Genomic DNA, 25,765 nt, shown 5'->3' with positions numbered 1-25,765 from the left:
CATCAACTTTCACCGCGCCGCTATTCAGCAAGTCTCGCGCCTGTGCCGAGTTCTTGACCAGACCAGCCCGGTTCAGCACCGCAGCAATTGGCAGGTCTTCCGCCGCAGCCACTTCGATCTCCGGCAAGTCTTCCGGCAGCTCGCCTTCCTTCATACGGTTACCGGCAGCACGGTGAGCATTGGCCGCAGCCTCCTCACCATGGAAGCGCGCCACAATTTCTTCCGCCAGCTTGATCTTGATGTCACGTGGGTTGGCGCCATTGGCAACATCGGCCCGGAACTGCTCGATTTCTTCCATCGAACGGAAGCTCAGCAACTCGAAGTAACGCCACATCAGGGTATCCGGGATAGACACAAGCTTGCTGTACATCACCCCTGGCGCTTCCTGGATGCCGACATAGTTGCCCAGCGACTTCGACATCTTCTTCACGCCGTCGAGCCCTTCGAGCAGTGGCATGGTCACGATGTTCTGCGCTTCCTGGCCATAAGACCGCTGCAGTTCGCGCCCCATCAGCAGGTTGAACTTCTGGTCGGTACCGCCCAGCTCTACGTCCGCCTTCAGCGCTACCGAGTCGTACCCCTGCACCAGCGGATAGAGGAACTCGTGAATGGCAATCGGCTGGTTGGTGGTGTAACGCTTGTCGAAGTCATCACGCTCCAGCATGCGCGCGACGGTGTACTGCGAAGCCAGGCGAATGAAGTCGGCAGGGGTCAGCTTGTCCATCCACGTGGAGTTGAACGCGACCTCAGTCTTGGCCGGGTCAAGAATCTTGAAAACCTGCTGCTTGTACGTCTCGGCGTTCTCCAGCACCTGCTCGCGGGTCAGCGGCGGGCGCGTGGCGCTCTTGCCGCTCGGGTCGCCAATCATGCCGGTGAAGTCACCAATCAGGAAGATGACCTGGTGGCCCAGCTCCTGGAACTGACGCAGCTTGTTGATCAGCACCGTGTGACCCAGGTGCAGGTCAGGTGCGGTCGGGTCGAAGCCAGCCTTGATGCGCAGAGGTTGGCCGCGCTTGAGCTTCTCCACCAGTTCCGACTCGACCAGTACTTCTTCCGCACCGCGCTTGATAAGCGCCAGCTGCTCTTCAACCGACTTCATAGACAAACCCGCAAGGCTCAGATTCAGGGGGAGCCAACCATACAAGATCGGCCGTCAAATACAAGTTTCGCAAAGGAATGTGACCCGAACACAGGCTTGCGGCGTCTACGCGCCCTTGCGTGAAAATGGATTTGGTTATATTTTATACAGTTATTTCATCTTCATCATGTCATTCATCTTTTCCATTTCACTTTTTTCAAAGTCACCTTGCCCATGACCAACGAACCGCCTAAAGCGCCCCCGCTTTATCCGAAGAGCCATCTGTTGGCCGCCAGCGGCATCGCCGCCCTGCTCAGCCTGGCTTTGCTGGTATTTCCTTCCAGCGAAGTGGAAGCCAAGAAAACCACCCTCAACCTCGAGCTCGAAAGCCCTGCCGAGCAGTTGAAAGACGAATCCCGCGCCGCGCCACTGGTGCAAAGTGAAGGTGAGCAAGGCTCGCCTTTCGCCCAGATCGAAGAGGCTACCCCCGAAACCCAGAAGGCCGATCAGCAGGCCCCGGCCGCTGAGCCGGTTGCCGAGGCCGCCAAGGAGCCTGGCCACCGCGAAGTCACCGTGGCCCGCGGCGATACCCTGTCCACCCTGTTCGCCAAGGTCGGCCTGCCAGCCAATGCTGTGCATGATTTGCTGGCCAGCAACAAGCAGGCCAAGCAGTTCAGCCAGCTCAAGCACGGCCAGGTCTTGCAATTTGAGCTCGACAAGGATGGCCAGCTGGCCAGTCTGCACAGCAAAGTCAGCAACCTCGAAACCATTCGCCTGACCAAAACCGCCAAGGGCTACACCTTCAATCGTGAAATCAGCAAGCCGGTGATACGCACTGCCTATGCCCACGGCGTGATCAAGAGCTCGCTGTCTGCTTCCGCCCAGCGCGCCGGCCTGTCCCACAGCATGACCATGGACATGGCCCGCGTGCTGGGTTACGACATCGACTTCGCACAGGATATTCGCCCTGGGGACGAGTTCGACGTGGTCTACGAACAGAAGGTGATGGACGGCAAGGTCGTCGGCACCGGTAACATCCTCTCTGCGCGCTTCACCAACCGCGGCAAAACCTACACTGCCGTGCGCTACACCAACAAGCAGGGCAACACTACCTACTACACCGCCGACGGCAACAGCCTGCGCAAGGCCTTCATCCGTACGCCCGTCGACTTCGCCCGCATCAGCTCGCGCTTTTCCGCCGGTCGCAAGCACCCCATCCTGAACAAGATCCGCGCCCACAAAGGCGTCGACTACGCGGCCCCCCGCGGTACGCCGATCAAGGCAGCCGGTGACGGTCGCATCGAACTGGCCGGGCGCCGTGGTGGCTACGGCAATACCGTGATCATTCAGCATGGCAACCGCTACAAGACGCTGTATGGCCACATGCAGGGCTTTGCCAAAGGCATCAAGACCGGCAGCACGGTCAAACAGGGCCAGATCATTGGCTACATCGGCACTACCGGCCTGTCCACCGGCCCACACCTGCACTACGAGTTCCAGGTCAACGGCGTGCACGTCGACCCGCTGAGCCAGAAGGTGCCAATGGCTGACCCGATTGCCAAGAACGAGCGTCAGCGCTTCCTGCAGCAGAGCCAGCCGCTGATTGCCCGCATGGATCAGGAAAAGGCCACCCTGCTCGCAGCGAACAAGCGCTAAGCCATGGCGCTCTACCTGGGGGTGATGTCCGGTACCAGCCTCGATGGCCTGGATATCGCCCTGGTCGAACAAGGCGAGCAGCTTGAACTGCTCGCCACCCACTACCTGCCCATGCCCCCGGACCTGCGCCAGGACCTGCTGGCCCTGTGCAGCAGCGGCCCTGACGAGATTGCCCGTGCAGCACTGGCGGAAAACCGCTGGGCCAGCCTGGCCGGCGAAGGTATCCGCCAACTGCTGGCTCGCCAGGGACTGAAGCCCGAAGCCGTTCGCGCCATCGGCAGCCACGGCCAGACCATTCGCCATGAACCGGCCCGCGGCTTTACTGTGCAGATCGGTAACCCCGCACTGCTCGCCGAACTGACCGGCATCAGCGTGGTCGCCGACTTCCGCCGTCGCGATGTGGCTGCCGGCGGCCAAGGCGCGCCACTGGTACCGGCCTTCCACGAAACCCTGTTCAGCCAGCTTGGCCGACGCCTGGCAATCCTCAACGTAGGCGGCTTCAGCAACCTCAGCCTGATCGAGCAGGACAAGCCGGTTCATGGGTTCGATTGCGGCCCGGGGAACGTGTTGCTGGATGCCTGGATCGAGCGCGAGCACGGCCACGCCTATGATGCAGATGGCGCCTGGGCTGCCTCGGGTGTGGTTCAGCCCGGGTTGCTCAGCGCACTGATGGCTGACCCGTTCTTTGCCGGCAGCGGCCCGAAGAGTACCGGCCGCGAGGTGTTCAACCTGCCTTGGCTGGATCGCCACCTGGCCACCCTGCCGGCATACCGGGCCCAGGACGTGCAGGCGACACTGCTGGAACTGACCGCACGCAGCATCATCGATTCGCTTGGCAAAGCCCAGCAAGGCACCGAGGCGCTGTTGGTCTGTGGTGGAGGCGCCCGCAACGGCGCGCTGATGGCCCGTCTTGGCCAGCTGCTACCTGCGGCCCGTGTCGCAAGCACTGGCGCCTATGGCGTAGACCCGGACTGGGTCGAAGCCATGGCCTTCGCCTGGCTGGCTCACTGCTGCCTGGAGGGTATCGCCGCCAACCGCCCCAGCGTCACTGCCGCCAAGGGCCTGCGCGTACTGGGCGCAATCTACCCGGCATAGCCACTACGCCAGAAAGCAAAACGCCGCGCAATTGCGCGGCGTTTTCGTATGCCCAACCCTTAGATCGAAAACGACGACCCGCAACCGCAGGTGGTCGCGGCATTCGGGTTCTTGATCACGAAACGCGAACCTTCCAGGCCTTCCTGATAGTCCACTTCGGCACCCGCCAGGTACTGGAAGCTCATCGGGTCGACCACCAGGGAAACGCCCTCGCGCTCGACAATGGTGTCATCTTCGGCCACGTCTTCATCGAAGGTGAAGCCATACTGGAAGCCCGAGCAACCACCACCGGTCACGAACACCCGCAGTTTCAGACGTTCATTGCCTTCCTCATTGACCAGGTTTTTCACCTTCTGGGCTGCCCCATGGGTGAACTCCAGACCGGTAGGGGTGAAGGTTTCGACGCTCATGTTGATTCTCCCGGCGCGGTAGCCGCCATAAAACTCGATGACGCGCATTATCCGCTTTCCCGAGAAAATCGGTCAAGAATTGTGCGGCTTTAGTCGCGACCTGCAAAAAGGCCCGCACGACGCGGGCCTTTTCCACTGCTGGCGGCCTTACGGCAGCAAGCCGGCATGGGACAGGCCCATGCGCTCATCCAGACCGAACAGAATGTTGAGGTTCTGCACCGCCTGGCCGGAGGCACCCTTGACCAGGTTGTCGATCACCGAAAGCACCACCACCAGATCACCACCCTGCGGACGATGAACGGCAATGCGGCAGACGTTGGCACCACGCACGCTACGGGTTTCCGGATGGCTGCCTGCTGGCATTACGTCGACGAACGGTTCATCGGCGTAGCGTTTCTCGAACAGCGCCTGCAGGTCGACCGAGGTATCGACCACGTTCGCGTACAGGGTGGCGTGGATGCCACGGATCATCGGCGTCAGGTGCGGCACGAAAGTCAGGCCGATGTCCTTGCCCGCAGCCAGGCGCAGGCCCTGGCTGATCTCCGGCAAGTGGCGATGGCCCTTTACCGCGTAGGCTTTCATGCTTTCGCCGGCCTCGCAGAACAGCGAGCCCACTGCCGCACCACGACCAGCGCCGCTCACACCCGACTTGCAGTCGGCGATCAGGCGCGACGGGTCAGCCAGGCCCGCCTCCAGCAGCGGAAGGAAGCCCAGCTGGGTTGCAGTCGGGTAGCAACCCGGCACAGCGATGAGGCGTGCCTGGCGGATCTTCTCGCGGTTGACTTCGGGCAGGCCATAGACTGCGTCCTTGAGCAGCTCTGGCGCGCCATGGGGCTGACCGTACCACTTGCCCCACTCAGTGGCATCCTGCAGACGGAAGTCGGCCGACAGGTCGATCACCTTGGTGCCAGCCGCCAGCAGCTCACCGGCCAGGGCGTGGGCAACACCATGCGGCGTGGCGAAGAACACCACATCGCAGGCGGCCAGAGCCTTGCTGTCCGGCACGCTGAACGCCAAACCGTCATAGTGGCCGCGCAGGTTCGGGTACATGTCCGCCACCGCCACGCCCGCCTCGGAGCGCGAAGTGATGACCGCCACTTCGGCCTGTGGATGCTGTGCCAGCAGACGCAACAGTTCGACGCCGGTGTAACCCGTGCCGCCGACGATACCGACCTTGATCATAACGCTTGCCCCTTATCAACGAGCCGTCTGGAAAGCGCACGATAATAGGGGCGCAGGGCGCCTGTAACAACTCTTCGGGTGACCCTTCGGGCGCCTGACCACTACTATCTGACGACCGTGACTATCTGAAGGAACTCCCTCCATGCTTTACCTATGGATCAAAGCGCTGCATATCGTCAGCGTGGTCTGCTGGTTCGCCGGCCTGTTCTACCTGCCCAGGCTGTTCGTCTACCACGCCCAGAGCCAGGACAGCATCAGCCAGGAACGCTTCGTGACCATGGAGCGCAAGCTGTACCGCGGCATCATGAACCCGGCGATGATCGCCACCTACGTGTTTGGCGCCTGGATGCTGTACCTCACCCCCGGCTGGCTGAGCCAGGGGTGGCTGCATGCCAAGCTCACCCTGGTCATCCTGCTGACCGGCTACCATCACGTGTGCGGTGCCCAGCGCAAACGCTTCGCCAACGGCACCAACACCCGCAGCCACGTTTACTATCGCTGGTTCAACGAAGTGCCCGTGCTGATCCTGCTGGCTATCGTCATTCTGGTGGTGGTGAAACCGTTCTGACATAGCCACCCGCTCAAGGAGCCTTGCCATGTCGCTACCTGCTTCGCTCGAACAACGCCTGCGGCTGCCCGTGGTTGCCGCGCCGATGTTCCTCATCTCCAACCCCAAACTGGTGCTGGCCTGCTGCGCCAGCGGCGTGGTTGGCAGTTTCCCGGCCCTGAACCAACGCGACAGCGCTGGCTTCAAGGCCTGGCTGGAAGAGATCGAGGCTGGCCTGGCTCAACTGCAGGCGCCAGCGCCCTACGCCGTCAACCTGATCGTCCACCCGACCAACCCGCGCCTGCAGGCCGACTTGGCCTTGTGCGTCGAACACCGTGTACCAATCGTTATCACCAGCCTGGGGGCGGTAAAGGAAGTGGTCGATGCCGTACACGGCTACGGCGGCCTGGTGCTCCACGATGTCACCACCCGCCGGCATGCCGAAAAGGCCGCCGAAGCCGGTGTCGATGGCCTTATCGCCGTCGCCGCAGGCGCGGGCGGCCATGCCGGCACCTGGAGCCCGTTCGCCCTGGCCGCAGAAATTCGCCAGTTCTTCGACAAGACCCTGCTGCTGGCTGGTTGCATTAACCACGGCCACGAGATCCTGGCCGCACAACTGCTGGGGGCGGACCTGGCGTACATGGGCACGCGCTTCATCGCCACCACAGAAAGCCAGGCTCAGGGCGCCTACAAACAGATGCTGCTGGATGCCCATGCCGCCGACATCATCCACACACCCGTGGTGTCCGGCATCCCCGCCAGCTTCCTGCGCCAGAGCCTGGAGCAGGCCGGCTACGACATGAACGCCCTCAAAGCGGGGCAGGTGCAAGGCAAGCTCAAGCCGATCGATGACGAAGCCAAGGCCTGGAAGACCGTATGGTCAGCGGGCCAGGGCGTCGGTGCCATCCATGACCTGCCCAGCACCAGCGCATTGATCGAGCGCCTGCATGGCGAGTACCGGCAAGCCCTGGAGCACTGCCAGGTTCTGCGCGCCCGCGCCTTGTAGCAAAAGGCAACACCTTGCACGGGCAAGTTGTACACTAGGCGCCCTCTTCCGCCCCCAGGAGCCTTGCATGACCCGTTACGCCATGATCACTGGTGCTTCCAGCGGCCTGGGCCTGGCCTTGGCGGAAGCGCTGGCACGGCGCGGGCGCAATCTGATCCTGGTGGCACGCCAACGAGAAACGCTGGAGCCTGTTGCCATCGAGCTGACTCAGCGTTTCGGCGTCGAGGTGCTGTTCCGCGCCTGCGACCTCAGCCAGCCGCTGCGCCTTTCAGGCTTCGTGCTAGAGCTGGAAGAAGGCGAGCGGCGTATCGACTTGCTGGTCAACTGCGCGGGCTTGCGCACCTATGGGCCGTTCCTGGCCCATGAATGGGCCGACGAACAGGATCTGCTGGAAGTCAACGTGCTGGCCCTGAGCCGCCTGTGCCATGCCATCGGTAACCTGATGGCTGTACAGGGTGGCGGGCAGATTCTCAACGTCGCCGGCCTGGCCGGGGTGGCGCCTGGCCCATGGATGGCCGCCTATGCCGCCAGCAAGGCCTACGTGTTGAGCTTTTCCCAGGCCCTGCGCGAAGAACTCAAGCGCACCGGCATCAAGGTCTCGGTACTGTGCCCTGGCCCGGTACGTTCCGCACGCCGGCGCATTGCGCGGCTCGATGGCAAGCCGCGCTGCCTCAGCCCCGAGGAAGTGGCGCTGTACACCGTGCGGGCACTGGACAAGAACCGCGCACTGATCATGCCCGGCCGGCGCAACCGCTGGCTGGCGTTCGCACCGCGGCTGCTGCCGCGCTGGCTGGTGCGCAAGCTGGCCGGGGCCATCCACCGCCGCTATTGCCCCTCAGGCATGGAATAGCCACTGGGCGAGCGGCTCACGGCTGAGTACACTCGGCCCGACCCTCACCATGGAGCAAGTGCTGTGGACGATCTATTCCTCAAAATCATCAACCGGGAAATCCCGGCAGATATCATCTATGAAGACGACCAGATCCTGGCCTTCAAGGACATTGCACCCGCGGCACCGGTACATTTTCTGGTCATCCCGAAAAAGCACATTCGCACCCTCAATGACCTGACCGAAGAAGACAAGGCCCTGGCTGGCCACATCCTGTTCACCGCCCAGCGCCTGGCTGTCGAACAAGGCTGCGAGGAAGGTTTCCGTGTGGTCATGAACTGCAACCCCAAAGGCGGCCAGACCGTCTACCACATCCATATGCACGTGCTTGGCCAGCGCCAGATGAACTGGCCTCCGGGCTGACCCACGGCAAGCGACCCCGCCGCTATTGCGGTAAACTGTCGGGCACATTCTTGCGGAGGTGCCCGATGGCTACCGAACGTCACTACTCGCCGCTCGACCGCTTGTTGCTGCAGGCCGATACCGCCATGCGCACCTTGCTGCCCTTCAGCGGCCAACCCACCCGGCCATCGCCGGCCATCGTCCAGCCAGACGCTGACCTGGACGAGCAGCAGGCCCGTCATATTGCCGGGCTGATGCGCATCAACCATACCGGTGAAGTCTGCGCCCAGGCGTTGTACCAAGGCCAGGCCCTGACCGCCAAGCTGCCCGAAGTGCGCAAGGCCATGGAGCATGCCGCCGAGGAAGAAGTGGATCACCTGGCCTGGTGCGAACAGCGCATTCGCCAGCTGAACAGTCACCCCAGCGTGCTCAACCCTCTGTTCTACGGCATGTCGTTCGGCATTGGCGCACTGGCCGGGCTGGTCAGCGACAAGGTCAGCCTGGGCTTCGTCGCCGCTACCGAACATCAGGTGTGCAAGCACCTCGACGAGCACCTGGAGCAGCTCCCGCACGAAGATGAAAAATCCCGGGCCATTCTCGAGCAGATGCGCATCGACGAAGAACAGCACGCCGAGTCTGCACTGGAAGCCGGTGGTTATCGCTTCCCGGCCCCCGTCCGCTTTGGCATGAGCTTGCTGGCCAAGGTCATGACCAAGAGCACATACCGCATCTGAAGGCATCACCATGACGGATCGATTCGACGCCAAGGACCTGGCGCGCGCCGTGCAAGCAGGCATTCTCCAACCAGGCCAGGATCAAAGCCTGTTGGCATTCCTGCGCCAGCAACCCGCACCACGTGGCAGCTTTCAGCTGGCCCATGTTGCCTTCTACTTTGGCGCCATGCTGATCATGGCGGCCCTGGGCTGGTTGCTCACCGAGGCCTGGATGAGCCTCGGTGACGGCGCGCTGTTGATCATCGCCAGCCTCTATATCCTGTTGATCACCTTGTTCGCCCTCAATCTGCAACGCCGCGCCCAGCCCGTCGCCGCTGGCGTGCTGGCAGCAGTAGCAGTCAGCATCGTGCCGCTGGCGGTATTCGCTATCGAACGCATGCTCGGCTGGTGGCCACTGGACGATGCGCAGGCCGACTACCACCAGTACTACACCTACGTGCAGGGTGGCTGGTTGGCAATGGAAGCAGCCACGGTGCTTGCCGGGCTGCTGATGCTGCGGCTGATCCCCTACCCGTTCGTCGTCATGCCAATGGCCGTAGCCTTGTGGTTCATGTCGATGGACCTTAGCGAGTGGTTCTTCGGCTCCCCGTTCAGCTGGGAGCAGCGCCGCCAGGTATCCCTGTGGTTTGGCCTGGGCTTGCTGGTGGTGTTCCTCGTGATAGACGGTCGCACGCGTGAAGACTACGCCCGTTGGGGTTACCTCGCCGGGCTGGCAGCATTCTGGGGCGGGTTGACGCTGCTGGACAGCGGCAGTGAGTTGGGCAAGGCCATGTACTGCCTGATCAACATTGCGCTGATGGGCATGGCGGTGCTGCTGCGTCGGCCGGTGTTCATGGTGTTTGGTGCGCTGGGGGTGGCGGCTTATCTGGGATATCTGTCGTACGAGGTGTTTGCCCAGTCGCTGCTGTTCCCGGTGGTGCTGACCATGATCGGGCTGGGGGTTATCTGGCTTGGGCTGGTTTACCAGAAGCGCCGGGAGCGGTTGAGCCATGCGCTGAGAGGCAGTCTTCCGCAATGGTTGCGGATGGCCCTTCCGGCTCTGCGCAACTGAAACTCGCCCGGGCCGCGGGTGGGAGCGGGTTCACCCGCTTCCACAAGGGCTGCAAAGCGGCCCCGGAATCTCAGCCTTAACCCAGCTCTACGATTTCATACCCATGGGTAATCTCAACCCCGGCACGCTCGAGCATGATCGAAGCCGAGCAATACTTTTCCGCCGACAGCTCCACCGCCCGCTTGACCTGCGCTTCTTTCAGCCCACGCCCCTTCACCACAAAGTTCATGTGAATCTTGGTGAACACCTTCGGGTCTTCGCTGGCGCGCTCCGCCTCCAGAAATGCCTCGCAGCTTTCCACTGCCTGGCGCGACTTCTTCAGAATGCTCACCACGTCAAAGCTGCTGCAGCCACCCAGGCCCAGCAACAGCATTTCCATCGGTCGCACGCCCAGGTTGCGGCCGCCGGCCTCGGGCGGGCCGTCCATTACGACGACATGGCCGCTCCCCGATTCGCCGAGGAACATTGCCTCACCGGCCCACTGGATACGTGCCTTCATCTACCCGGACTCCTGATTTTCGGAAAAGGGTGTCAGCTTAGACCTTGTGCGGCTGTGGGAAAAGCACGAGATGTGTCGGTTTAGTACCGAAACATCTCGTAGTGTCTGATAAGCTGGCGCCAAATGACTGGCGCTCGCCGTCAGCCAACCTCTAAAAAAAGCCTATGCGTCATATCGAACAGGATTTCGTGATGGTTGCCTCCGCCCTACCCGCCAAGATAAAGAACATCGACAAGCTGCTGGTACACTGCCAGCGCCGCCGCTACACCGCCAAAAGCAATATCATCTGCGCCGGCGACCGGGCCGAGACACTGTCGTTCATCATCAAGGGTTCGGTCACCATCCTCATCGAGGACGACGACGGCCATGAAATGATCATCGCCTACCTCAACCATGGCGATTTTTTTGGCGAGCTAGGCCTGTTCGAGCCCGTTGATGGCGAGCAGCAGCGCAGTGCCTGGGTACGCGCCAAGACCGAATGCGAAGTGGCCGAAATCAGCTACGAGAAGTTTCGCGAGCTGGCGCGCCAGGACCCGGAAATCCTCTATGCCCTGGGTAGCCAGATGGCCCAGCGCCTGCGCAACACTACGCGCAAGGTTGGCGATTTGGCATTTTTCGACGTGACCGGGCGAGTTGCCCGTTGCCTGCTGGAACTGTGCAAGCAGCCCGACGCCATGACCCACCCCGATGGCATGCAAATCAAGATTACCCGTCAGGAAATCGGCCGAATCGTCGGTTGCTCTCGGGAAATGGTCGGCCGCGTTCTCAAGGACCTCGAGGAACGCAGCCTGGTGCAGGTCAAGGGCAAGACCATGGTGGTCCACGGTACCCGCTAGTCCTTGGGCAACTCGGCCAGCACCTTGGCGTAGGCCTGCGAAAGGCGCTCGAACCAGGGCGCTGCCGGCGCCACTTCGAGCAAGGCGATGTGCGCATCAGCGCGACAGCGTTGCTCCAGCTCACAGCACTCGTTGAAGCGGTTGACCGCCGCCACCATCGACTCACGCTCGTTGTCCAGCAGCAGCGCACCGTGCACCAGCACCACAGGGCGCTTGCCACCCAGGCCCTGACGCCAGCGCTGGGCGGTACCCACCAATTTGCGGCCATTGAGGTTGACGTTGTAGCGGCCATCGCAGAAGGCCCCGTCGATTTCCCCGACTGACGCTACGCCGCCCCACTCGCGCAGCACATCACACAGCGGCAGACACAGGCGCTCGTAGGCATTTTCGATACGGCCGTGGTCACCTTCACTGCGCGGTGCGGCGTAGACCAGTGCAACGTTCACCGTCGAATGCGACTGAGGCACCGGCTCGCCGCCGGTTTCTCGCAGCAGCACCGGCCAGCCAGCAATAGCCAATTCCGCGCAGGCGACCTCGAAGTTGCCCAGCCGGCTCATGCGCCGAGGCATGACCAGCGCGTGGTCGGTGGGGCGCCAGAACAGCACGCCACTTTCGCGTTCGCCACGGCAGACGGCGGCCAGCAGTTCCTGCTCGGCGTGCAGGCCTTGTTCGACGCTCAGGGCCAGGGGTTGATCGGTCATTGATCCACCTATGATGTTGATTTCACTGGCCTCTTCGCGGGTAAACCCGCTCCTACGACAGGGCGCGTATCCGTGTAGGAGCGGGCTTGCCCGCGAAGAGGCCATTACAGGTACAAAAAAGCCGGCAAAAACGCCGGCTTCATTTGATCAGTCCAGTTGCTGAACAGTCTTCTTCACCTGCTCGGGGAAGAACAGCCGCTGTAATTCCAGGCCAGGCTGCTCAGCGCGCATGAACGCCTCACCCACCAGGAACGAGTAAACCTCGTTGATTGCCATCAGCTCCACATCGGCCCGGTTGAGAATACCGCTTTCGGTAATCGCCAGACGGTCACGCGGAATGCGCGGCAGCAGGTCAAGGGTGGTTTCCAGGCTGACCTCGAAGGTGTGCAGGTTGCGGTTGTTCACCCCAACCAGCGGCGTATCCAGGGTTTTCAGCGCGCGCTCCAGTTCATCGCCATCGTGCACTTCCACCAGCACGTCGAGGCCGACGTCCTTGGCAGTGGCGGCCAGTTCAGCCATTTTCACGTCATCCAGCGCCGATACGATCAGCAGTACGCAATCTGCCCCCAGGGCCCGGGCTTCGACGATCTGGTAAGGGTCGACCATGAAGTCCTTGCGGATCACCGGCAGCGAAACAGCCGCGCGGGCCTGCTGCAAGTACTCATCGGCACCCTGGAAATAATCGACATCGGTCAACACCGACAGGCAGGTGGCCCCGCCCTTCTCGTAGCTGACCGCGATTTCCGCTGGCACGAAGTGCTCGCGGATCACGCCCTTGCTTGGCGAAGCCTTCTTGATTTCGGCAATCACCGCGGGCTGCTTGCGCTTGGCCTGCTCGATCAGCGCGTTGGCGAAGCCTCGCGGGGCGTCAGCGGCCTTGGCCAGGGCCTCCAGCTCGGCGAGGCTGACGCGCGCACTGCGCTCGGCCACTTCCTGAAACTTGCGGGCAATGATCCTTTCCAGCACCGTCGGCACACTCATGCTTCGTTCTCCACCTTGAATACTGCAGTAAAGGCCCCCAATTCCTGCAGCTTTTCCCAGGCCAAGCCGGTGTGCAGTACATCATGGGCCAGTTCTACACCGGCTTTCAGGCTCATGGCATGGTCAGCGGCATACAGCGCCGCGCCGGCATTAAGCACGATCATCTCGGCGGCCTTCTGACCGTCCTCGGTCTTGCGCCGGCCCAGCGCATCGCGGATCAACTCCAGCGAAGCCTGAGGGCTCTCGACAGCCAGGCCATGAAGGCTCTGGCTCTTCATGCCGAGGTCTTCCGGCTCTACCCAATATTCAGTGATTTCGCCGTTTTTCAGTTCGGCAACGAAGGTGGGCGCAGCCAGGCTGAACTCGTCCAGACCATCCTTCGAGTGCACGACCAGCACATGCTTGCTCCCCAGGCGCTGCAGCACCTCAGCCAGCGGGCGGCAAAGGGTTTGTGCGAACACACCGACCACCTGGTGCTTCACTCCGGCCGGATTCGTAAGCGGGCCGAGCATATTGAACAGGGTGCGCAACCCCAGTTCTCGACGTGGGCCAGCGGCATGTTTCATGGCCGAGTGGTGACTTTGCGCGAACATGAAGCCGATGCCCAGGCTGTCGATGCAGCGTGCCACTTGAGTCGGCGTCAGGTTCAGGTAGATGCCGGCAGCTTCCAGCAGGTCGGCACTGCCGCTCTTGCCCGATACTGCGCGGTTACCATGCTTGGCCACGGGGCAACCCGCCGCCGCCAGGACGAAAGACGAAGCGGTGGACACGTTGAAGATGTTGGCGCCATCACCGCCGGTCCCGACAATATCGACGACACCATCGAGGCTTTGCAGCTCGACCTTTTCGGCCAGCTCACGCATCACCGACACCGCACCGACGATTTCGTCGATGCTTTCGCTTTTCATGCGCATGCCCATCAGGAAAGCGCCTATCTGCGCCTCGCTGCACTGACCGGTCATGATCTGGCGCATGACCTCGCGCATTTCTTCGGTAGTAAGGTCCAACTGGCCGACGATACGGCTCAACGCACTCTTGATATCCATGTTCGATCCTTAACGGCGGCCGCCGGTCTGCTTGAGGAAGTTGGCGAACAGTTCGTGGCCCTGCTCGGTCAGGATCGACTCAGGGTGGAATTGCACCCCTTCGATATTCAGCGTCTTGTGGCGCAGGCCCATGATCTCATCGACCGAACCGTCGGCATGGGAGGTCCAGGCGGTCACTTCCAGGCAGTCGGGTAAGGTTTCACGCTTTACCACCAGCGAGTGGTAACGGGTCACGGTCAGCGGGTTGTTAAGGCTGGCGAACACGCCCAGGTCGCGGTGATATACCGGGCTGGTCTTGCCGTGCATGACCTGGCGTGCACGTACAACGTCGCCGCCAAAGGCCTGCCCGATTGACTGGTGGCCCAGGCATACGCCGAGGATTGGCAACTTCCCGGCGAAATGCAGGATGGCCTCGATGGACACGCCCGCCTCGCTTGGGGTGCATGGGCCCGGGGATACGACGATGCGCTCAGGGTTGAGGGCCTCGATCTGAGCGATGGTCAATTCGTCATTGCGAATGACCTTGACCTCGGCACCCAGCTCGCCAAGGTACTGAACGACGTTGTAAGTGAATGAGTCGTAATTGTCGATCATCAGTAACATGGTGTTAAACCTCTTGAATCTACTGACTTCATGATTCGAACCTTCCTGCACCAGCCACAGGCGCGGCTTTGCCACAACAGGCGGTAAACGAGAAGGCAAACGGGGACGGGCCGGGCGGGCCGGCAGGAGATAAAGTCAGGCGCGCCAACGCCAACGGGCGTGGGCCTTGATTACGCGCATCAAGAGTTTGCTGACGATCAACACAGGATAGGTCTCGCTCATACGTCCCGGCACAGTAGCCTACCGGGGCGACGGGCGCAATATGCCTGTAAACACGGGGAAACGAATGGACTTGGGAGCGAAGCACGACGATTTGCTAAGGTCGATGGGCTTGTCCTGATAAAAACAAAGAAAAGGATGTTCCCCGATGCGAAAAGCCCCGTTATTGCGCTTTACCCTCGCTTCACTGGCCCTGGCCTGCAGCCAGGCGTTGGCCGGCCCTTCGCCCTATTCAACCCTGATCGTGTTTGGCGACAGCCTCGCCGATGCCGGGCAGTTTCCCGATCTTGTTGGAGGTACCCCAGGCGCGCGTTTCACCAACCGTGACGCCGACGGCAACTTCGCCCCGGTGTCGCCGATGATCCTCGGTGGCCGCCTGGGCGTTGCGCCAGGCGACCTTAACCCGTCGACATCCGTAGGCATCCAGCCCGATGGTAATAACTGGGCAGTCGGCGGGTACACCACCCAGCAGATCCTGGACTCGATCACGACAACGTCCGAGACCGTCATCCCACCAGGAAACCCCAATGCCGGGTTGGTGCTGCGCGAGCGCCCCGGCTACCTGGCCAACGGCCTGCGCGCCGACCCCAATGCCTTGTACTACCTGACAGGCGGCGGCAACGACTTCCTTCAGGGCCTGGTGAATAGCCCGGCCGACGCCGTAGCCGCCGGCGCCCGCCTGGCTGCCAGCGCCCAAGCGCTTCAGCAAGGAGGCGCGCGCTACATCATGGTCTGGCTGCTACCTGACCTCGGCCAAACGCCCAATTTCAGCGGCACGCCACAGCAAAACCCACTGTCACTGCTCTCCGCTGCGTTCAACCAGTCACTGATCAGCCAGCTAGAGCAGATCGATGCCCAGATCATTCCACTGAACATCCCTGTGCTGTTGAGCGAGGCGCTGGCCAGCCCCAGTCAGTTCGGCCTGGCCAGCGACCAGAACCTGGTCGGCACCTGCTACAGCGGCGATAGCTGCGTGGAAAACCCGGTGTACGGGATCAACGGCACAACGCCAGACCCGACCAAACTGCTGTTCAACGACTCGGTCCACCCGACCATCGCGGGTCAGCAGCTGATTGCCGATTACGCCTACTCGATCCTCGCGGCCCCCTGGGAACTGACCCTGCTACCGGAAATGGCTCACGCCAGCCTGCGGGCTCACCAGGATGAGTTGCGTAATCAGTGGCAGACGCCTTGGCAAGCAGTTGGCCAATGGCAAGCCTTTGTCGCCAGCGGCGCTCAGGACCTGGACTTCGACGGCCAGCGCAGCGCGGCCAGCGGTGACGGCCGCGGCTACAACCTGACCGTGGGCGGCAGCTATCGCCTGAACGACGCCTGGCGCCTGGGCCTGGCCGGCGGTGCGTACCGGCAGAAGCTGGAAGCTGGTGAACAGGACTCGGACTACAAGCTGAACAGCTATATGGCCAGTGCCTTTGCCCAATACCGCCAGGACCGCTGGTGGGCCGACGCGGCGCTGACCGCCGGGCACCTGGACTACAGCGACCTCAAGCGTACCTTCGCCCTGGGCGTGAATGACCGCAGTGAGAAGGGCGACACCGACGGCGAGGCCTGGGCAATGTCAGGGCGGTTGGGCTACAACCTGGCGGCCGACACCAGCAACTGGCAGTTGGCACCTTTCATCAGTGCCGACTATGCGCGGGTGAAGGTGGATGGCTACGACGAGAAGAGCGGACGCTCGACGGCGCTTGCCTTCGATGACCAGGAGCGCACGTCACGCCGCCTGGGCGTGGGGGTGCTGGGCAGTGTGCAGGTACTGCCAAGTACCCGGCTTTTCGCCGAGGTGGCGCAGGAGCATGAGTTCGAGGACGACGAGCAGGATGTGACGATGCACCTGACCAGCTTGCCGGCGAATGACTTCACCCTGACCGGGTATACGCCGCACAGCGACCTGACCCGGGCGAGCCTGGGTGTGAGCCATGAACTGGTGGCAGGGGTGCATTTGCGCGGGAACTACAATTGGCGCAAGAGTGATGAGTTGACGCAGCAGGGCGTTAGCGTGGGGGTTAGCGTGGACTTCTGAATTGCTGGGGGCCGCTTTGCGGCCCATTCGCGGGTAAACCCGCTCCTACGACGGCCCCGTATACCTGAGGCTTGCGCAACCCTTGTAGGAGCGGGTTTACCCGCGAATACGGTGGCGGCGGCAACGGTGATCCGCGGGTGGAGATTGGCCAGCAGGCCCGACCCATTCGCGGGTGAACCCGCTCCCACGACGGCCCCGTATACCTGAGGCTTGCGCATCCCTTGTAGGAGCGGGTTTACCCGCGAATACGATAGCGGCGGCAACGGTGAACGGCAGGTAGAAATTGGCCAGCAGGCCCGGCCCTTTCGCGGGTGAACCCGCTCCTACACAACCTTGTAGGAGCGTGGTTTACCCGCGAATGGGCTGCGCAGCAGCCCCAATCAATTTATCTGGCGGAAGTCTGCTCTGCCAACGCCACTGCACGGAACATCGCCCGGCGCTTGTTGATGGTTTCTTCCCATTCCAGCGCCGGCACCGAGTCGGCAACGATGCCGCCACCGGCCTGCACATGCAGCTCGCCATCCTTGATCACCGCAGTACGAATGGCAATTGCGGTATCCATGTTGCCGTTCCAGGCAAAATAGCCGACAGCACCGCCGTAAACCCCACGCTTGACCGGTTCCAGCTCGTCGATAATCTCCATCGCGCGGATCTTGGGCGCACCCGACAAGGTGCCAGCCGGCAGAATCGCCCGCAGTGCATCCATCGCCGTCAGGCCTTCACGCAGCTGGCCGGTAACGTTGGAAACAATGTGCATCACGTTGGAGTAACGCTCGATCACCATCTTCTCGGTCAGGCGCACACTGCCGGTCGAAGACACACGACCGACATCGTTGCGACCCAGATCGATCAGCATCAGGTGCTCGGCAATTTCCTTGTCGTCCGACAGCAGGTCGTCTTCCAGCGCACGATCGGCCTCTTCGGTCGCACCACGCGGACGGGTACCGGCAATCGGGCGCACGGTGACCAGGTTGTCCTCGACACGTACCAGCACTTCGGGCGAGCTGCCGACCACATGGAAGTCACCGAAGTTGAAGAAGTACATGTATGGCGTCGGGTTGAAGCAGCGTAGCGCGCGATACAGGTCGATAGGCGCAGCCTTGAAGTCGATCGACATGCGCTGCGACGGCACCACCTGCATACAGTCCCCGGCCAGGATGTATTCCTTGATACGACCGACGGCGTTTTCGTAATCCTCGCGGGTGTAGCTGGAGCGGAACGCCGGTTCGGCCGCCTGCGGCCCGCTCAGGTCCAGGCCGCGGCGCGGGGTGATTGGCTGGCGCAAGGTTTCCAGCAAACCTTGCAGGCGTGCCTGGCCCTGTTCGAAGGCCTGATCTTCAGCTGGGTCGACCAACACGATGGCGTGCATCTTGCCCGCCAGGTTGTCGAACACCACCACCGCGTCGGACACCATCAGCAGGATATCCGGTACGCCCAGCGGGTCCGGGTTGGGGCTGGCCCCCAGGCGCTTTTCAACATAACGCACGCAGTCGTAGCCAAAGTAGCCGACCAGGCCGCCATTGAAACGCGGCAGGCCGGGGATATCGGCAACTTTGTAGCGGTCCTTGAAGGTTTCAACGAATGCCAGCGGGTCTTCGACCTCGCAGCTTTCCACCTCGACGTCATCGTGCAGGATGCTGACACGGTAGCCATGCACACGCATCACGGTGCGCGATGGCAAGCCGATCATCGAGTAACGGCCCCACTTCTCGCCGCCCTGCACCGATTCGAGCAGGTACGAGTTGGGCTGGTCAGCCAGTTTCAGGTAGATCGACAGCGGCGTGTCGAAGTCGGCCAAGGTTTCACAGGCCAAGGGAATACGGTTGTAGCCGGCAGCGGCCAGGCGCAGGAATTCTTCGCGGTTCATGAGTAGTCTCGTGGCAAGCAGCAATAGGTCAGGCAAACGGACGGGCCGGCACACGCCGGCAGGCTGAAGTCAGGCGCGCCAACGCCAACGGGCCAAGGCCTTGATGACTTTCATCCAGAATTTGCCAGTAACCGCCACGGTGGACTCTCTGTCTTGTGAGGCTTGAAGGTCCGCCAACGTTATCCCAGTGGCCGGGTCTGCGCAACCGGGCAGCAATGCGCGCAGGTCGTCGATTACCAGGCTGGGGGATTCGTCGTCGATCGGCCGGCCATGGTTATAGCCGTAGGTCAGGCCCACGCATTGCACGCCAGCCGCCTTCGCCGCCTGCACGTCACTGCGCGAATCACCGACAAACAGGGACTGCTGCGGGGTAACACCGGCCATCTGCATGACGAATAGCAACGCCGCCGGGTCGGGCTTTTTCTGCGGCAGGGTGTCGCCACCAATGATCCAGCGGAAGAAATTACCGATCTTCATCTGGTCCAGCAGCGGGCCAACAAAGCGCTCAGGCTTGTTGGTAATCAGCGCCATCTCCACGCCCTGCTTGCGCAGCCAGCGCAGGGTGTCGCGCACGCCGGGGTAGACCACGGTAAGTTCATGGCTTTCGGCATAAGCGTCCATGAACAGCGCCAGCGCCTGTTCTGCCAGCGCATCGTCCACGTCGGCATGGTCGATGCCGCCCGCCAACGCGCGGCGCACCAGCACCTGGGCGCCATTGCCAACCCAGTGGCGCACGGCCTCAAGGCCAGCAGGCGGGCGCCCCAGTTCGAGCAGCATGCGGTCCACGGCGGCGGCCAGGTCAGGCACGGAATCGATCAGGGTACCGTCCAGATCGAACATCACCAGCCTTGGCAGCGTTCCCGGGAACAGCTGCTCGAAGCCACTCATGGGCGGGCCAGGGCCAGTTCGGCGCGCATCTTGGCGATCACTTCCTGATAGTCCGGGGCGTTGAAGATCGCCGAGCCGGCCACGAAGGTGTCGGCGCCAGCGGCAGCGATCTCGCGGATGTTGTTGACGTTCACGCCACCATCGATCTCCAGACGGATATCACGGCCACTGGCGTCGATCAGCGCACGCGCTTCGCGCAGCTTGTCGAGGGTGCCGGGGATGAACTTCTGCCCGCCGAAGCCTGGGTTGACGCTCATCAGCAGCACCATGTCGATCTTGTCCATCACATACTTCAGGGCGTCCAGGCTGGTGGCCGGGTTGAACACCAGGCCGGCTTTGCAGCCACCATCCTTGATCAGCTGAAGCGAACGGTCGATGTGCTGCGTGGCTTCAGGGTGGAAGGTGATGTAGGTGGCGCCCGCTTCGATAAAGTCGCCAATGATGCGGTCAACCGGGCTGACCATCAGGTGCACGTCGATCGGCGCAGTAACGCCGTACTTGCGCAGAGCGGTACAGACCATCGGACCGATGGTCAGGTTGGGGACATAGTGATTGTCCATGACATCGAAGTGGACGATGTCTGCACCCGCAGCCAATACCTTGTCGACGTCCTCACCCAGGCGGGCAAAATCGGCAGAGAGAATGGAGGGGGCAATAGCGTAGGGCTGCATGGCGCACCTGTTGGCAGAGTCACGGTGGCGCGCATTGTAACTCAGGGAAAGCGATGAAGGCTGATTGGTATCAATTGCTGTCGACCAGCGCAACCTGTGCCGGCCTCTTCGCAGCTTTAGCCGCGAAGAGGCCGACACAGGCAACCCCCTCATCAGGCCGGCTGCTGGGTCCTCAGCTTCTCACTACGCCCACGCAACCATTCCAGGGTCAGCAGCAACACCACCGAGAACGCAATCAACAAGGTCGCCGCCGCGGCAATGGTCGGGCTCAGGTTCTCGCGAATACCGCTGAACATCTGCCGCGGCAGGGTTGCCTGCTCCGGCCCGGCGAGGAACAGCGTCACCACCACCTCGTCAAACGAGGTGGCAAAGGCAAACAGGGCGCCCGAGATGACGCCGGGTGCGATCAGCGGCAGGGTCACCCGGCGGAAAGCCAGCAGAGGCGAAGCTCCCAGGCTGGCCGCCGCACGCACCAGATTGTAGTTGAACCCCTGCAGCGTCGCCGACACGGTGATGATGACGAACGGCACACCCAGTACCGCATGCACCAGAATCAGCGAGGTGAAACTGTTGCCCATACCCAGAGGGGCGAAGAACAGGTAACTGGCCACCCCGATGATCACTACCGGCACCACCATGGGCGAGATCACCAGCGCCATCACCAGCGACTTGCCGGGGAAATCGCCCCGGGTCAGGCCGATGGCCGCCAAGGTGCCGAACACCATGGCCAGCACTGTGGCCGCCGGGGCAACGATGATGCTGTTTTTCAATGCCCGCATCCATTCGGCCGAGCCGAAGAAGTCCTGATACCACTGCAGCGAGAAGCCCTGCAGCGGGTACACCAGAAAGCTGCCACTGTTGAACGACAGCGGCACGATCACCAGCACTGGCAAGATCAGAAACAGCAGGATCAAGCCGCAGAGAATACGCAGGCTGTAGAACCAGACCCGCTCCACGGGCGACATGTATGGGCTCAGCATGACAGGCTCCTCAGCTCAGGCGCAGACGGCTGGCGCCGACCAGCCAGCTATAGATCAGGTACAACAGCACGGTCGCCAGCAGCAACAGCCCGCCCAGTGCGGTGGCCATGCCCCAGTTGATGCTGGTGTTGGTATAGAAGGCGACGAAGTAGCTGACCATCTGGTCGTTGGGGCTACCCAGCAGCGCCGGGGTGATGTAGTAACCGATGGCTAGGATGAACACCAGCAGGCAACCGGCGCCAACACCGGCGTAAGTCTGCGGGAAGTACACCCGCCAGAAACTGGCGAACGGATGGCAGCCCAGCGAGATCGCCGCGCGCATGTAGCTCGGGGAAATACCCTTCATCACGCTGTACAGCGGCAGGATCATGAACGGCAGCAGGATGTGCACCATCGAGATGTAGACGCCTGTGCGGTTGAACACCAGCTCCAGCGGCTGGTCGATGATGCCCATGGCCATCAGCGCGCTGTTGATCAGCCCGCCCGACTGCAGCAGCACGATCCAGGCCGCCACCCGCACCAGGATCGATGTCCAGAAAGGCAACAGCACCAGAATCATCAGCAGGTTGCTCTGCCGGGTCGGCAGGTTGGCCAACAAGTAGGCCAGTGGGTAGGCCAGTACCAGGCAGATAGTGGTAATCACCACGCCCATCCACAGGGTACGGACAAAAATGTCCAGGTAAATGGCCTGGTCCGGGGTGGCCTTGGCCAGCTCACCAAGGTCATCGATGCGATGGTCCACCGAGGCCAGCAGGTAGAAAGAGGTCACCGAACTGGTATTGCGGCGTATCGCCTGCCAATAAGCCGGGTCGCCCCAACGCTCGTCGACAGCCTGCAACGCCTCTTTATAAGAGGCAGGCTCAGCCTTGAAGGGCAGCGCACGGGCAGTCTTGGTCAACAAGCTGCGGTAACCGGCCAGCTCCATGTTCAAGCGTTTGGAAAGGTCACCAAGGGTCTGGTTCTTGCGCGACTCGGCCAAATCCTGGCTCAGCGCCTTGTAAACGTCCTCGCCTGGCAGGCTCTTGCCATCCCACTGGCTGATGATTTCCACCGTGCGCGGCAGGCCGCCGACCACTTCAGGGTTGCCGACGCTCTTGTACAGCAGCGCCGCAATCGGCACCAGGAACACCAGCAGAAGAAACAGCGCCAGCGGCGCGATCAACGCCTGCGCCTTCCAGCGGTTGACCCGCTCGGCGTGTTTGAGGCGCTGCTTGAGACTTGGACCTGCGCCTTCGTTGAGGGGCACTGCAATGGCCATGGCGAACTCCGCAATACAGGCTGAATTGGGGGCCGCTTTGCGGCCCCACACACTGGACGTTTACTTCTTCGCCGCCCAGGCGTTGAAGCGTTGCTCCAGCTGCTCGCTGTTGTCGGCCCAGAACGCCACGTCGATCTGCACCTGGTTGGCAATGTTCTCTGGCGTGGTCGGCATGTCTTTCTTCACTTCGTTCGACAGCAGGCTCACGGCCTTGGAGTTGGCCGGGCCATAGGCGATGTTTTCGGAGTAGATCTTCTGCTGCTCGGGCTTGACGCTGTAGGCGATGAACTTCTTCGCCTCTTCGACGTTTTTGGCGCCTTTGGGAATTGCCCATGCGTCGAAGTCATAGATGCCGCCGTTCCACACCACCTTGAGGTTGCTTTCTTTCTGCACAGCGGCAATACGGCCGTTGTAGGCAGAGCTCATGACCACGTCGCCAGAGGCCAGGAACTGCGGTGGCTGTGCACCCGCTTCCCACCACTGGATGCTGGGCTTGAGTTCGTCGAGTTTCTTGAAGGCGCGGTCCTGGCCTTCCTTGGTTGCCAGCACTTTGTAGACGTCCTTGGGCGCAACACCGTCGGCCATCAGTGCAAATTCCATCGTGTACTTGGCGCCCTTGCGCAGGCCGCGCTTGCCCGGGAACTGCTTGGTGTCCCAGAAATCGGCCCAGCTGGTGGGGGCGGTCTTGAGCTTGTCGGCGTTGTAGGCCATGACCGTGGACCAGACGAAGAAGCCCACACCGCAAGGCTGAATGGCACCAGGCACGTAGTCTTCCTCGTTGCCGAACAGGGCCGGGTCGAGCTCTTCGAACATGCCTTCGTCGCAACCGCGCGCCAGCTCTGGCGACTCAACCTCTACCAGGTTCCACGACACACTCTTGGTGTCGACCATTGCCTTGACCTTGGCCATTTCGCCGTTGTACTCACCCGCGACAATCTTGCCATTACCCGCTTTTTCCCAGGGTTCGTAGAACGCTTTGACCTGGGCAGCCTTGTTGGCGCCACCGAACGAGATCACGGTGAGGTCTGCGGCCATGGCCTGGCCAGCGGTGAACAGCCCCAAAGCCAGGGCGGTCAGTTTCAACTGCTTGCGCATTATTATTCTCTCCACAGTACAGGGTTGGTGAAGCAATCCATCAATGGGCTTCGGCAATCGGATCGAGCGCGCGGGCGTGCTCCACCTCCCAGCCCAGCGGTACTACATCGCCCACGGCCAACGCCGGGTCGAGCTCGGCAATAGGCTGCTTCACGAAGAAGTCGCCTTTGCCGCAAACCTCCAGACGCACCCGCACGTGGTCGCCCAGGTAAATGAATTCGGCCACCCGGCCAGAGAACCGGTTGACGCAGCTTTCACTGTGGCCGTTCAGGCGCACGCGCTCCGGGCGTATCGACAGGGTCACCGGCTCGCCGGCCTGGCCGACATTCACCGCCAGCGCCTCGACCCGCTCGCCGCGAGGCAACTGCACCTGGCAACGTTTGCCATCGCTGGCCAGCAGGGTGCCGCTGATGCGGTTGTTCTCGCCGATGAAGTTGGCGACGAAGGTGTTGCAGGGCTCTTCGTACAGCGTGCGCGGGTCGGCGATCTGCTGGATTTCGCCCTGGTGGAACACCGCCACGCGGTCGGACATGGTCAGCGCTTCGCCCTGGTCGTGGGTCACGTACACCACGGTCACACCAAGACGTTGGTGAATGTGCTTGATCTCCATCTGCATGTGTTCGCGCAGCTGCTTGTCCAGCGCGCCAAGTGGCTCGTCCATCAGCACCAGCTGAGGCTCGAACACCAATGCCCGGGCCAGCGCCACCCGCTGCTGCTGGCCACCGGACAACTGGCCGGGGTAGCGTTTGGCGAAAGCGTCGAGCTGCACCATGTTCAGCACACGTTTGACCCGCTCGCTGATGTCGGTCTTGCTCAGGTTGCGCACGGTCAGCGGAAAGGCCAGGTTCTCGGCCACGGTCATGTGCGGAAACAGCGCGTAGTTCTGGAACACCATGCCGATATCACGCTTGTGCGGCGGCACGTTGTTGATCGAGCGCCCGCCAAGCTGGATTTCACCGGCGGTGGGGGTTTCGAAGCCCGCCAGCATCATCAGGCTGGTGGTCTTGCCCGAGCCGGACGGGCCAAGCAGGGTGAGGAACTCGCCCTTGCGGATATCCAGGTTGAGGTCTTTGACGATCAGCGACTCGCCGTCGTAGCTCTTCTGCACACCACGGAAGCTGACCAGCGTTTCGCCGGTTGCAGCGTTCGACTTCGCCTCGCTCATGCCTGCACCTTCTTGTTGGATGACTGCGTAGGCAAAAGAGTAGAAGAGACGCAAGCGCCCGAAAATCGGGGGCACTGAGAGAATGCCATCATCCGGATGGAAGATTTGTTGTAGGGATCGCCCTACAAGGATGGCGGGATTGGAATGCCCTTGCGAGCCAACCACGAAACCTGTGGGAGCGGGCATGCCCGCGAAGAGGCCGGCTCAGCCATAGAGATCAGCAGGCCAGGCCCGTTCGCGGGCATGCCCGCTCCCACAGAGGCTTCGGCAAGTTTCGGGCACCCGTATGTCGCAATCAGATCAGCTTGTGCTCCATGGCGTACTTCACCAGCTCCGCCAGCGAGTTCACTTTCAGCTTTTGCATCAAACGCGCCTTGTGGGTGCTGATGGTCTTGCTCGACAGCGCCAACTGCTGGGCGATGTCGTTGACGTTGGCGCCCTGGGCCAGGCGCTCGAACACCGAAAACTCCCGCTCCGAGAGCAGTGTGTGCAACGGCCGGGATTCGGTGAGGCCTACTTCGAACACCATGCGGTCGGCCAGCGACGGGTCGATATAACGCCCGCCACCGGCCACCCGACGAATCGCCGTCAACAACAGCGCGGGGTCACTGTCTTTGGTGGCATAGCCCGCCGCACCGGCCTTCAACGCCCGCGCCGCCATCTGTGCCTCATCGTGCATCGACAACATCAGGATCGCTGGAGCATCGTGCAACGCACGGATACGCGGGATCGCCTCCAGGCCGTTCACACCCGGCATCGAGATGTCCAGCAGTACCACCTCGCACGGTGTGTGGCGCAGGGTTTCGAGCAACTGCTCGCCATTACCGGCCTCCCCCGCCACTTGCATGTCCTTGGCCAGGCCAATCAACTGCTTGATGCCTTCACGGACAATGGTGTGGTCTTCGGCCACCAGAACTCGAATCACGAT

At 62.0% G+C, this 25,765-nt stretch carries 26 protein-coding genes (1 of these 26 running past the window's edge); 10 read left to right on the top strand and 16 right to left on the bottom strand.

What is annotated here, in order from left to right; all coding sequences use genetic code 11:
- Positions 1-1,099: the 5' portion of a tyrosine--tRNA ligase gene (gene tyrS / locus AC3RCM_RS02500; RefSeq protein ID WP_104960687.1), read on the bottom strand. It extends 101 nt beyond the left edge of the window; 1,099 of the gene's 1,200 nt are visible here — the first part of the coding sequence; the start codon lies at positions 1,097-1,099; its stop codon lies beyond the left edge, outside the window.
- Between the two features lie 213 nt (positions 1,100-1,312).
- Here tyrS and AC3RCM_RS02495 point away from each other — a divergent pair, with 213 nt between their 5' ends.
- On the top strand, positions 1,313-2,734 hold the full coding sequence (locus AC3RCM_RS02495) for a peptidoglycan DD-metalloendopeptidase family protein (RefSeq protein ID WP_003255509.1): 1,422 nt from the start codon (positions 1,313-1,315) through the stop codon (positions 2,732-2,734).
- A 3-nt stretch (positions 2,735-2,737) separates the two neighbouring features.
- Positions 2,738-3,829, top strand: coding sequence for an anhydro-N-acetylmuramic acid kinase (locus tag AC3RCM_RS02490; protein WP_064491032.1), 1,092 nt, complete (start codon positions 2,738-2,740; stop codon positions 3,827-3,829).
- A 59-nt stretch (positions 3,830-3,888) separates the two neighbouring features.
- Here the strand turns inward: AC3RCM_RS02490 and erpA are convergent, their stop codons facing one another.
- On the bottom strand, positions 3,889-4,239 hold the full coding sequence (gene erpA / locus AC3RCM_RS02485) for an iron-sulfur cluster insertion protein ErpA (RefSeq protein ID WP_003255511.1): 351 nt from the start codon (positions 4,237-4,239) through the stop codon (positions 3,889-3,891).
- Between the two features lie 147 nt (positions 4,240-4,386).
- Entirely contained in the window at positions 4,387-5,421 is a 1,035-nt protein-coding gene (gene argC, locus AC3RCM_RS02480) for an N-acetyl-gamma-glutamyl-phosphate reductase (RefSeq protein WP_019472953.1), read from the bottom strand.
- Between the two features lie 142 nt (positions 5,422-5,563).
- Here argC and hemJ point away from each other — a divergent pair, with 142 nt between their 5' ends.
- From hemJ to AC3RCM_RS02450, 6 genes are all read left to right on the top strand, one after another.
- Positions 5,564-5,989, top strand: coding sequence for a protoporphyrinogen oxidase HemJ (gene hemJ, locus AC3RCM_RS02475; protein WP_010951764.1), 426 nt, complete (start codon positions 5,564-5,566; stop codon positions 5,987-5,989).
- Positions 5,990-6,017: 28 nt separating this feature from the next.
- A complete protein-coding gene (locus AC3RCM_RS02470) occupies positions 6,018-6,974 on the top strand; it encodes an NAD(P)H-dependent flavin oxidoreductase (protein ID WP_492629360.1) in 957 nt (318 codons plus the stop codon).
- A 67-nt stretch (positions 6,975-7,041) separates the two neighbouring features.
- The gene (locus AC3RCM_RS02465; RefSeq protein ID WP_010951762.1) at positions 7,042-7,824 is read left to right on the top strand and encodes an SDR family NAD(P)-dependent oxidoreductase; all 783 of its coding nucleotides are present in this window, start codon (positions 7,042-7,044) and stop codon (positions 7,822-7,824) included.
- A 63-nt stretch (positions 7,825-7,887) separates the two neighbouring features.
- Positions 7,888-8,226: a histidine triad nucleotide-binding protein gene (locus AC3RCM_RS02460; RefSeq protein WP_003255518.1), complete on the top strand. Its 339-nt coding sequence runs from the start codon at positions 7,888-7,890 to the stop codon at positions 8,224-8,226.
- A 65-nt stretch (positions 8,227-8,291) separates the two neighbouring features.
- Entirely contained in the window at positions 8,292-8,939 is a 648-nt protein-coding gene (gene coq7, locus AC3RCM_RS02455) for a 2-polyprenyl-3-methyl-6-methoxy-1,4-benzoquinone monooxygenase (RefSeq protein WP_010951761.1), read from the top strand.
- 10 nt (positions 8,940-8,949) lie between these two features.
- The gene (locus AC3RCM_RS02450; RefSeq protein ID WP_104886765.1) at positions 8,950-9,990 is read left to right on the top strand and encodes a DUF2157 domain-containing protein; all 1,041 of its coding nucleotides are present in this window, start codon (positions 8,950-8,952) and stop codon (positions 9,988-9,990) included.
- Positions 9,991-10,066: 76 nt separating this feature from the next.
- Here the strand turns inward: AC3RCM_RS02450 and AC3RCM_RS02445 are convergent, their stop codons facing one another.
- Entirely contained in the window at positions 10,067-10,489 is a 423-nt protein-coding gene (locus AC3RCM_RS02445; protein ID WP_004376171.1) for an OsmC family protein, read from the bottom strand.
- A 191-nt stretch (positions 10,490-10,680) separates the two neighbouring features.
- On the opposite strand from AC3RCM_RS02445, the gene crp reads away from it, so the two are divergent.
- Positions 10,681-11,325 (top strand): cAMP-activated global transcriptional regulator CRP, encoded by a 645-nt coding sequence (crp, locus tag AC3RCM_RS02440; protein ID WP_010951759.1) that lies wholly within the window; start codon positions 10,681-10,683, stop codon positions 11,323-11,325.
- Here crp and AC3RCM_RS02435 read toward each other — a convergent pair.
- The 4 genes from AC3RCM_RS02435 to AC3RCM_RS02420 all read right to left on the bottom strand — a co-directional run bounded on the left by AC3RCM_RS02435 (position 11,322) and on the right by AC3RCM_RS02420 (position 14,656).
- Positions 11,322-12,026 (bottom strand): lipoate--protein ligase family protein, encoded by a 705-nt coding sequence (locus tag AC3RCM_RS02435; RefSeq protein WP_064491035.1) that lies wholly within the window; start codon positions 12,024-12,026, stop codon positions 11,322-11,324. The two genes, crp and AC3RCM_RS02435, sit on opposite strands and share 4 nt — an antisense overlap.
- Before the next feature lie 147 nt (positions 12,027-12,173).
- On the bottom strand, positions 12,174-13,007 hold the full coding sequence (trpC, locus tag AC3RCM_RS02430) for an indole-3-glycerol phosphate synthase TrpC (protein ID WP_064491036.1): 834 nt from the start codon (positions 13,005-13,007) through the stop codon (positions 12,174-12,176).
- Entirely contained in the window at positions 13,004-14,053 is a 1,050-nt protein-coding gene (gene trpD / locus AC3RCM_RS02425; protein ID WP_003255529.1) for an anthranilate phosphoribosyltransferase, read from the bottom strand. The genes trpC and trpD overlap by 4 nt, the downstream gene beginning before the upstream one ends.
- Positions 14,054-14,062: 9 nt before the next feature.
- Positions 14,063-14,656, bottom strand: a complete 594-nt coding sequence (locus AC3RCM_RS02420; protein ID WP_004574924.1) for an aminodeoxychorismate/anthranilate synthase component II — start codon at positions 14,654-14,656, stop codon at positions 14,063-14,065.
- Between the two features lie 367 nt (positions 14,657-15,023).
- Between AC3RCM_RS02420 and estP the strand changes: the two genes are divergently transcribed.
- On the top strand, positions 15,024-16,913 hold the full coding sequence (estP, locus tag AC3RCM_RS02415) for an esterase EstP (protein WP_492629359.1): 1,890 nt from the start codon (positions 15,024-15,026) through the stop codon (positions 16,911-16,913).
- A gap of 385 nt (positions 16,914-17,298) precedes the next feature.
- On the opposite strand, the gene trpE is transcribed toward estP, so the two are convergent.
- From trpE to AC3RCM_RS02375, 8 genes are all read right to left on the bottom strand, one after another.
- A complete protein-coding gene (gene trpE, locus AC3RCM_RS02410) occupies positions 17,299-18,780 on the bottom strand; it encodes an anthranilate synthase component I (RefSeq protein WP_104886767.1) in 1,482 nt (493 codons plus the stop codon).
- Between the two features lie 69 nt (positions 18,781-18,849).
- Positions 18,850-19,668, bottom strand: coding sequence for a phosphoglycolate phosphatase (locus tag AC3RCM_RS02405; protein WP_014589455.1), 819 nt, complete (start codon positions 19,666-19,668; stop codon positions 18,850-18,852).
- Positions 19,665-20,339, bottom strand: a complete 675-nt coding sequence (gene rpe, locus AC3RCM_RS02400) for a ribulose-phosphate 3-epimerase (protein ID WP_003255539.1) — start codon at positions 20,337-20,339, stop codon at positions 19,665-19,667. Before rpe ends, AC3RCM_RS02405 begins: the two co-directional genes overlap by 4 nt.
- Positions 20,340-20,491: 152 nt before the next feature.
- The gene (locus AC3RCM_RS02395) at positions 20,492-21,319 is read right to left on the bottom strand and encodes an ABC transporter permease (RefSeq protein ID WP_014589454.1); all 828 of its coding nucleotides are present in this window, start codon (positions 21,317-21,319) and stop codon (positions 20,492-20,494) included.
- A 10-nt stretch (positions 21,320-21,329) separates the two neighbouring features.
- Positions 21,330-22,577 (bottom strand): ABC transporter permease, encoded by a 1,248-nt coding sequence (locus AC3RCM_RS02390; RefSeq protein ID WP_010951751.1) that lies wholly within the window; start codon positions 22,575-22,577, stop codon positions 21,330-21,332.
- Positions 22,578-22,637: 60 nt separating this feature from the next.
- Positions 22,638-23,672 (bottom strand): ABC transporter substrate-binding protein, encoded by a 1,035-nt coding sequence (locus tag AC3RCM_RS02385; protein ID WP_492629358.1) that lies wholly within the window; start codon positions 23,670-23,672, stop codon positions 22,638-22,640.
- A 40-nt stretch (positions 23,673-23,712) separates the two neighbouring features.
- Positions 23,713-24,837 carry an ABC transporter ATP-binding protein gene (locus AC3RCM_RS02380; RefSeq protein ID WP_003255547.1) on the bottom strand — a complete coding sequence of 375 codons (1,125 nt, stop codon included), beginning with the start codon at positions 24,835-24,837 and terminating at the stop codon, positions 23,713-23,715.
- 295 nt (positions 24,838-25,132) lie between these two features.
- Positions 25,133-25,765 carry a response regulator gene (locus tag AC3RCM_RS02375; RefSeq protein ID WP_172830947.1) on the bottom strand — a complete coding sequence of 211 codons (633 nt, stop codon included), beginning with the start codon at positions 25,763-25,765 and terminating at the stop codon, positions 25,133-25,135.

The sequence above is a fragment of the Pseudomonas sp. GW823-FHT05G12 genome, from assembly GCF_058795575.1.
This window is presented reverse-complemented; position numbering and strand designations above follow the sequence as displayed.

Coding starts and splice junctions, on each gene's coding strand:
- AC3RCM_RS02495 (WP_003255509.1), top strand. CDS start 1,313: ATGACCAACGAACCGCCTAAAGCGCCCCCGCTTTATCCGAAGAGCCAT.
- AC3RCM_RS02490 (WP_064491032.1), top strand. CDS start 2,738: ATGGCGCTCTACCTGGGGGTGATGTCCGGTACCAGCCTCGATGGCCTG.
- erpA (WP_003255511.1), bottom strand. CDS start 4,239: ATGAGCGTCGAAACCTTCACCCCTACCGGTCTGGAGTTCACCCATGGG.
- argC (WP_019472953.1), bottom strand. CDS start 5,421: ATGATCAAGGTCGGTATCGTCGGCGGCACGGGTTACACCGGCGTCGAA.
- hemJ (WP_010951764.1), top strand. CDS start 5,564: ATGCTTTACCTATGGATCAAAGCGCTGCATATCGTCAGCGTGGTCTGC.
- AC3RCM_RS02470 (WP_492629360.1), top strand. CDS start 6,018: ATGTCGCTACCTGCTTCGCTCGAACAACGCCTGCGGCTGCCCGTGGTT.
- AC3RCM_RS02465 (WP_010951762.1), top strand. CDS start 7,042: ATGACCCGTTACGCCATGATCACTGGTGCTTCCAGCGGCCTGGGCCTG.
- coq7 (WP_010951761.1), top strand. CDS start 8,292: ATGGCTACCGAACGTCACTACTCGCCGCTCGACCGCTTGTTGCTGCAG.
- AC3RCM_RS02450 (WP_104886765.1), top strand. CDS start 8,950: ATGACGGATCGATTCGACGCCAAGGACCTGGCGCGCGCCGTGCAAGCA.
- AC3RCM_RS02445 (WP_004376171.1), bottom strand. CDS start 10,489: ATGAAGGCACGTATCCAGTGGGCCGGTGAGGCAATGTTCCTCGGCGAA.
- crp (WP_010951759.1), top strand. CDS start 10,681: ATGGTTGCCTCCGCCCTACCCGCCAAGATAAAGAACATCGACAAGCTG.
- AC3RCM_RS02435 (WP_064491035.1), bottom strand. CDS start 12,026: ATGACCGATCAACCCCTGGCCCTGAGCGTCGAACAAGGCCTGCACGCC.
- trpC (WP_064491036.1), bottom strand. CDS start 13,007: ATGAGTGTGCCGACGGTGCTGGAAAGGATCATTGCCCGCAAGTTTCAG.
- trpD (WP_003255529.1), bottom strand. CDS start 14,053: ATGGATATCAAGAGTGCGTTGAGCCGTATCGTCGGCCAGTTGGACCTT.
- AC3RCM_RS02420 (WP_004574924.1), bottom strand. CDS start 14,656: ATGTTACTGATGATCGACAATTACGACTCATTCACTTACAACGTCGTT.
- estP (WP_492629359.1), top strand. CDS start 15,024: ATGCGAAAAGCCCCGTTATTGCGCTTTACCCTCGCTTCACTGGCCCTG.
- trpE (WP_104886767.1), bottom strand. CDS start 18,780: ATGAACCGCGAAGAATTCCTGCGCCTGGCCGCTGCCGGCTACAACCGT.
- AC3RCM_RS02405 (WP_014589455.1), bottom strand. CDS start 19,668: ATGAGTGGCTTCGAGCAGCTGTTCCCGGGAACGCTGCCAAGGCTGGTG.
- rpe (WP_003255539.1), bottom strand. CDS start 20,339: ATGCAGCCCTACGCTATTGCCCCCTCCATTCTCTCTGCCGATTTTGCC.
- AC3RCM_RS02395 (WP_014589454.1), bottom strand. CDS start 21,319: ATGCTGAGCCCATACATGTCGCCCGTGGAGCGGGTCTGGTTCTACAGC.
- AC3RCM_RS02390 (WP_010951751.1), bottom strand. CDS start 22,577: ATGGCCATTGCAGTGCCCCTCAACGAAGGCGCAGGTCCAAGTCTCAAG.
- AC3RCM_RS02385 (WP_492629358.1), bottom strand. CDS start 23,672: ATGCGCAAGCAGTTGAAACTGACCGCCCTGGCTTTGGGGCTGTTCACC.
- AC3RCM_RS02380 (WP_003255547.1), bottom strand. CDS start 24,837: ATGAGCGAGGCGAAGTCGAACGCTGCAACCGGCGAAACGCTGGTCAGC.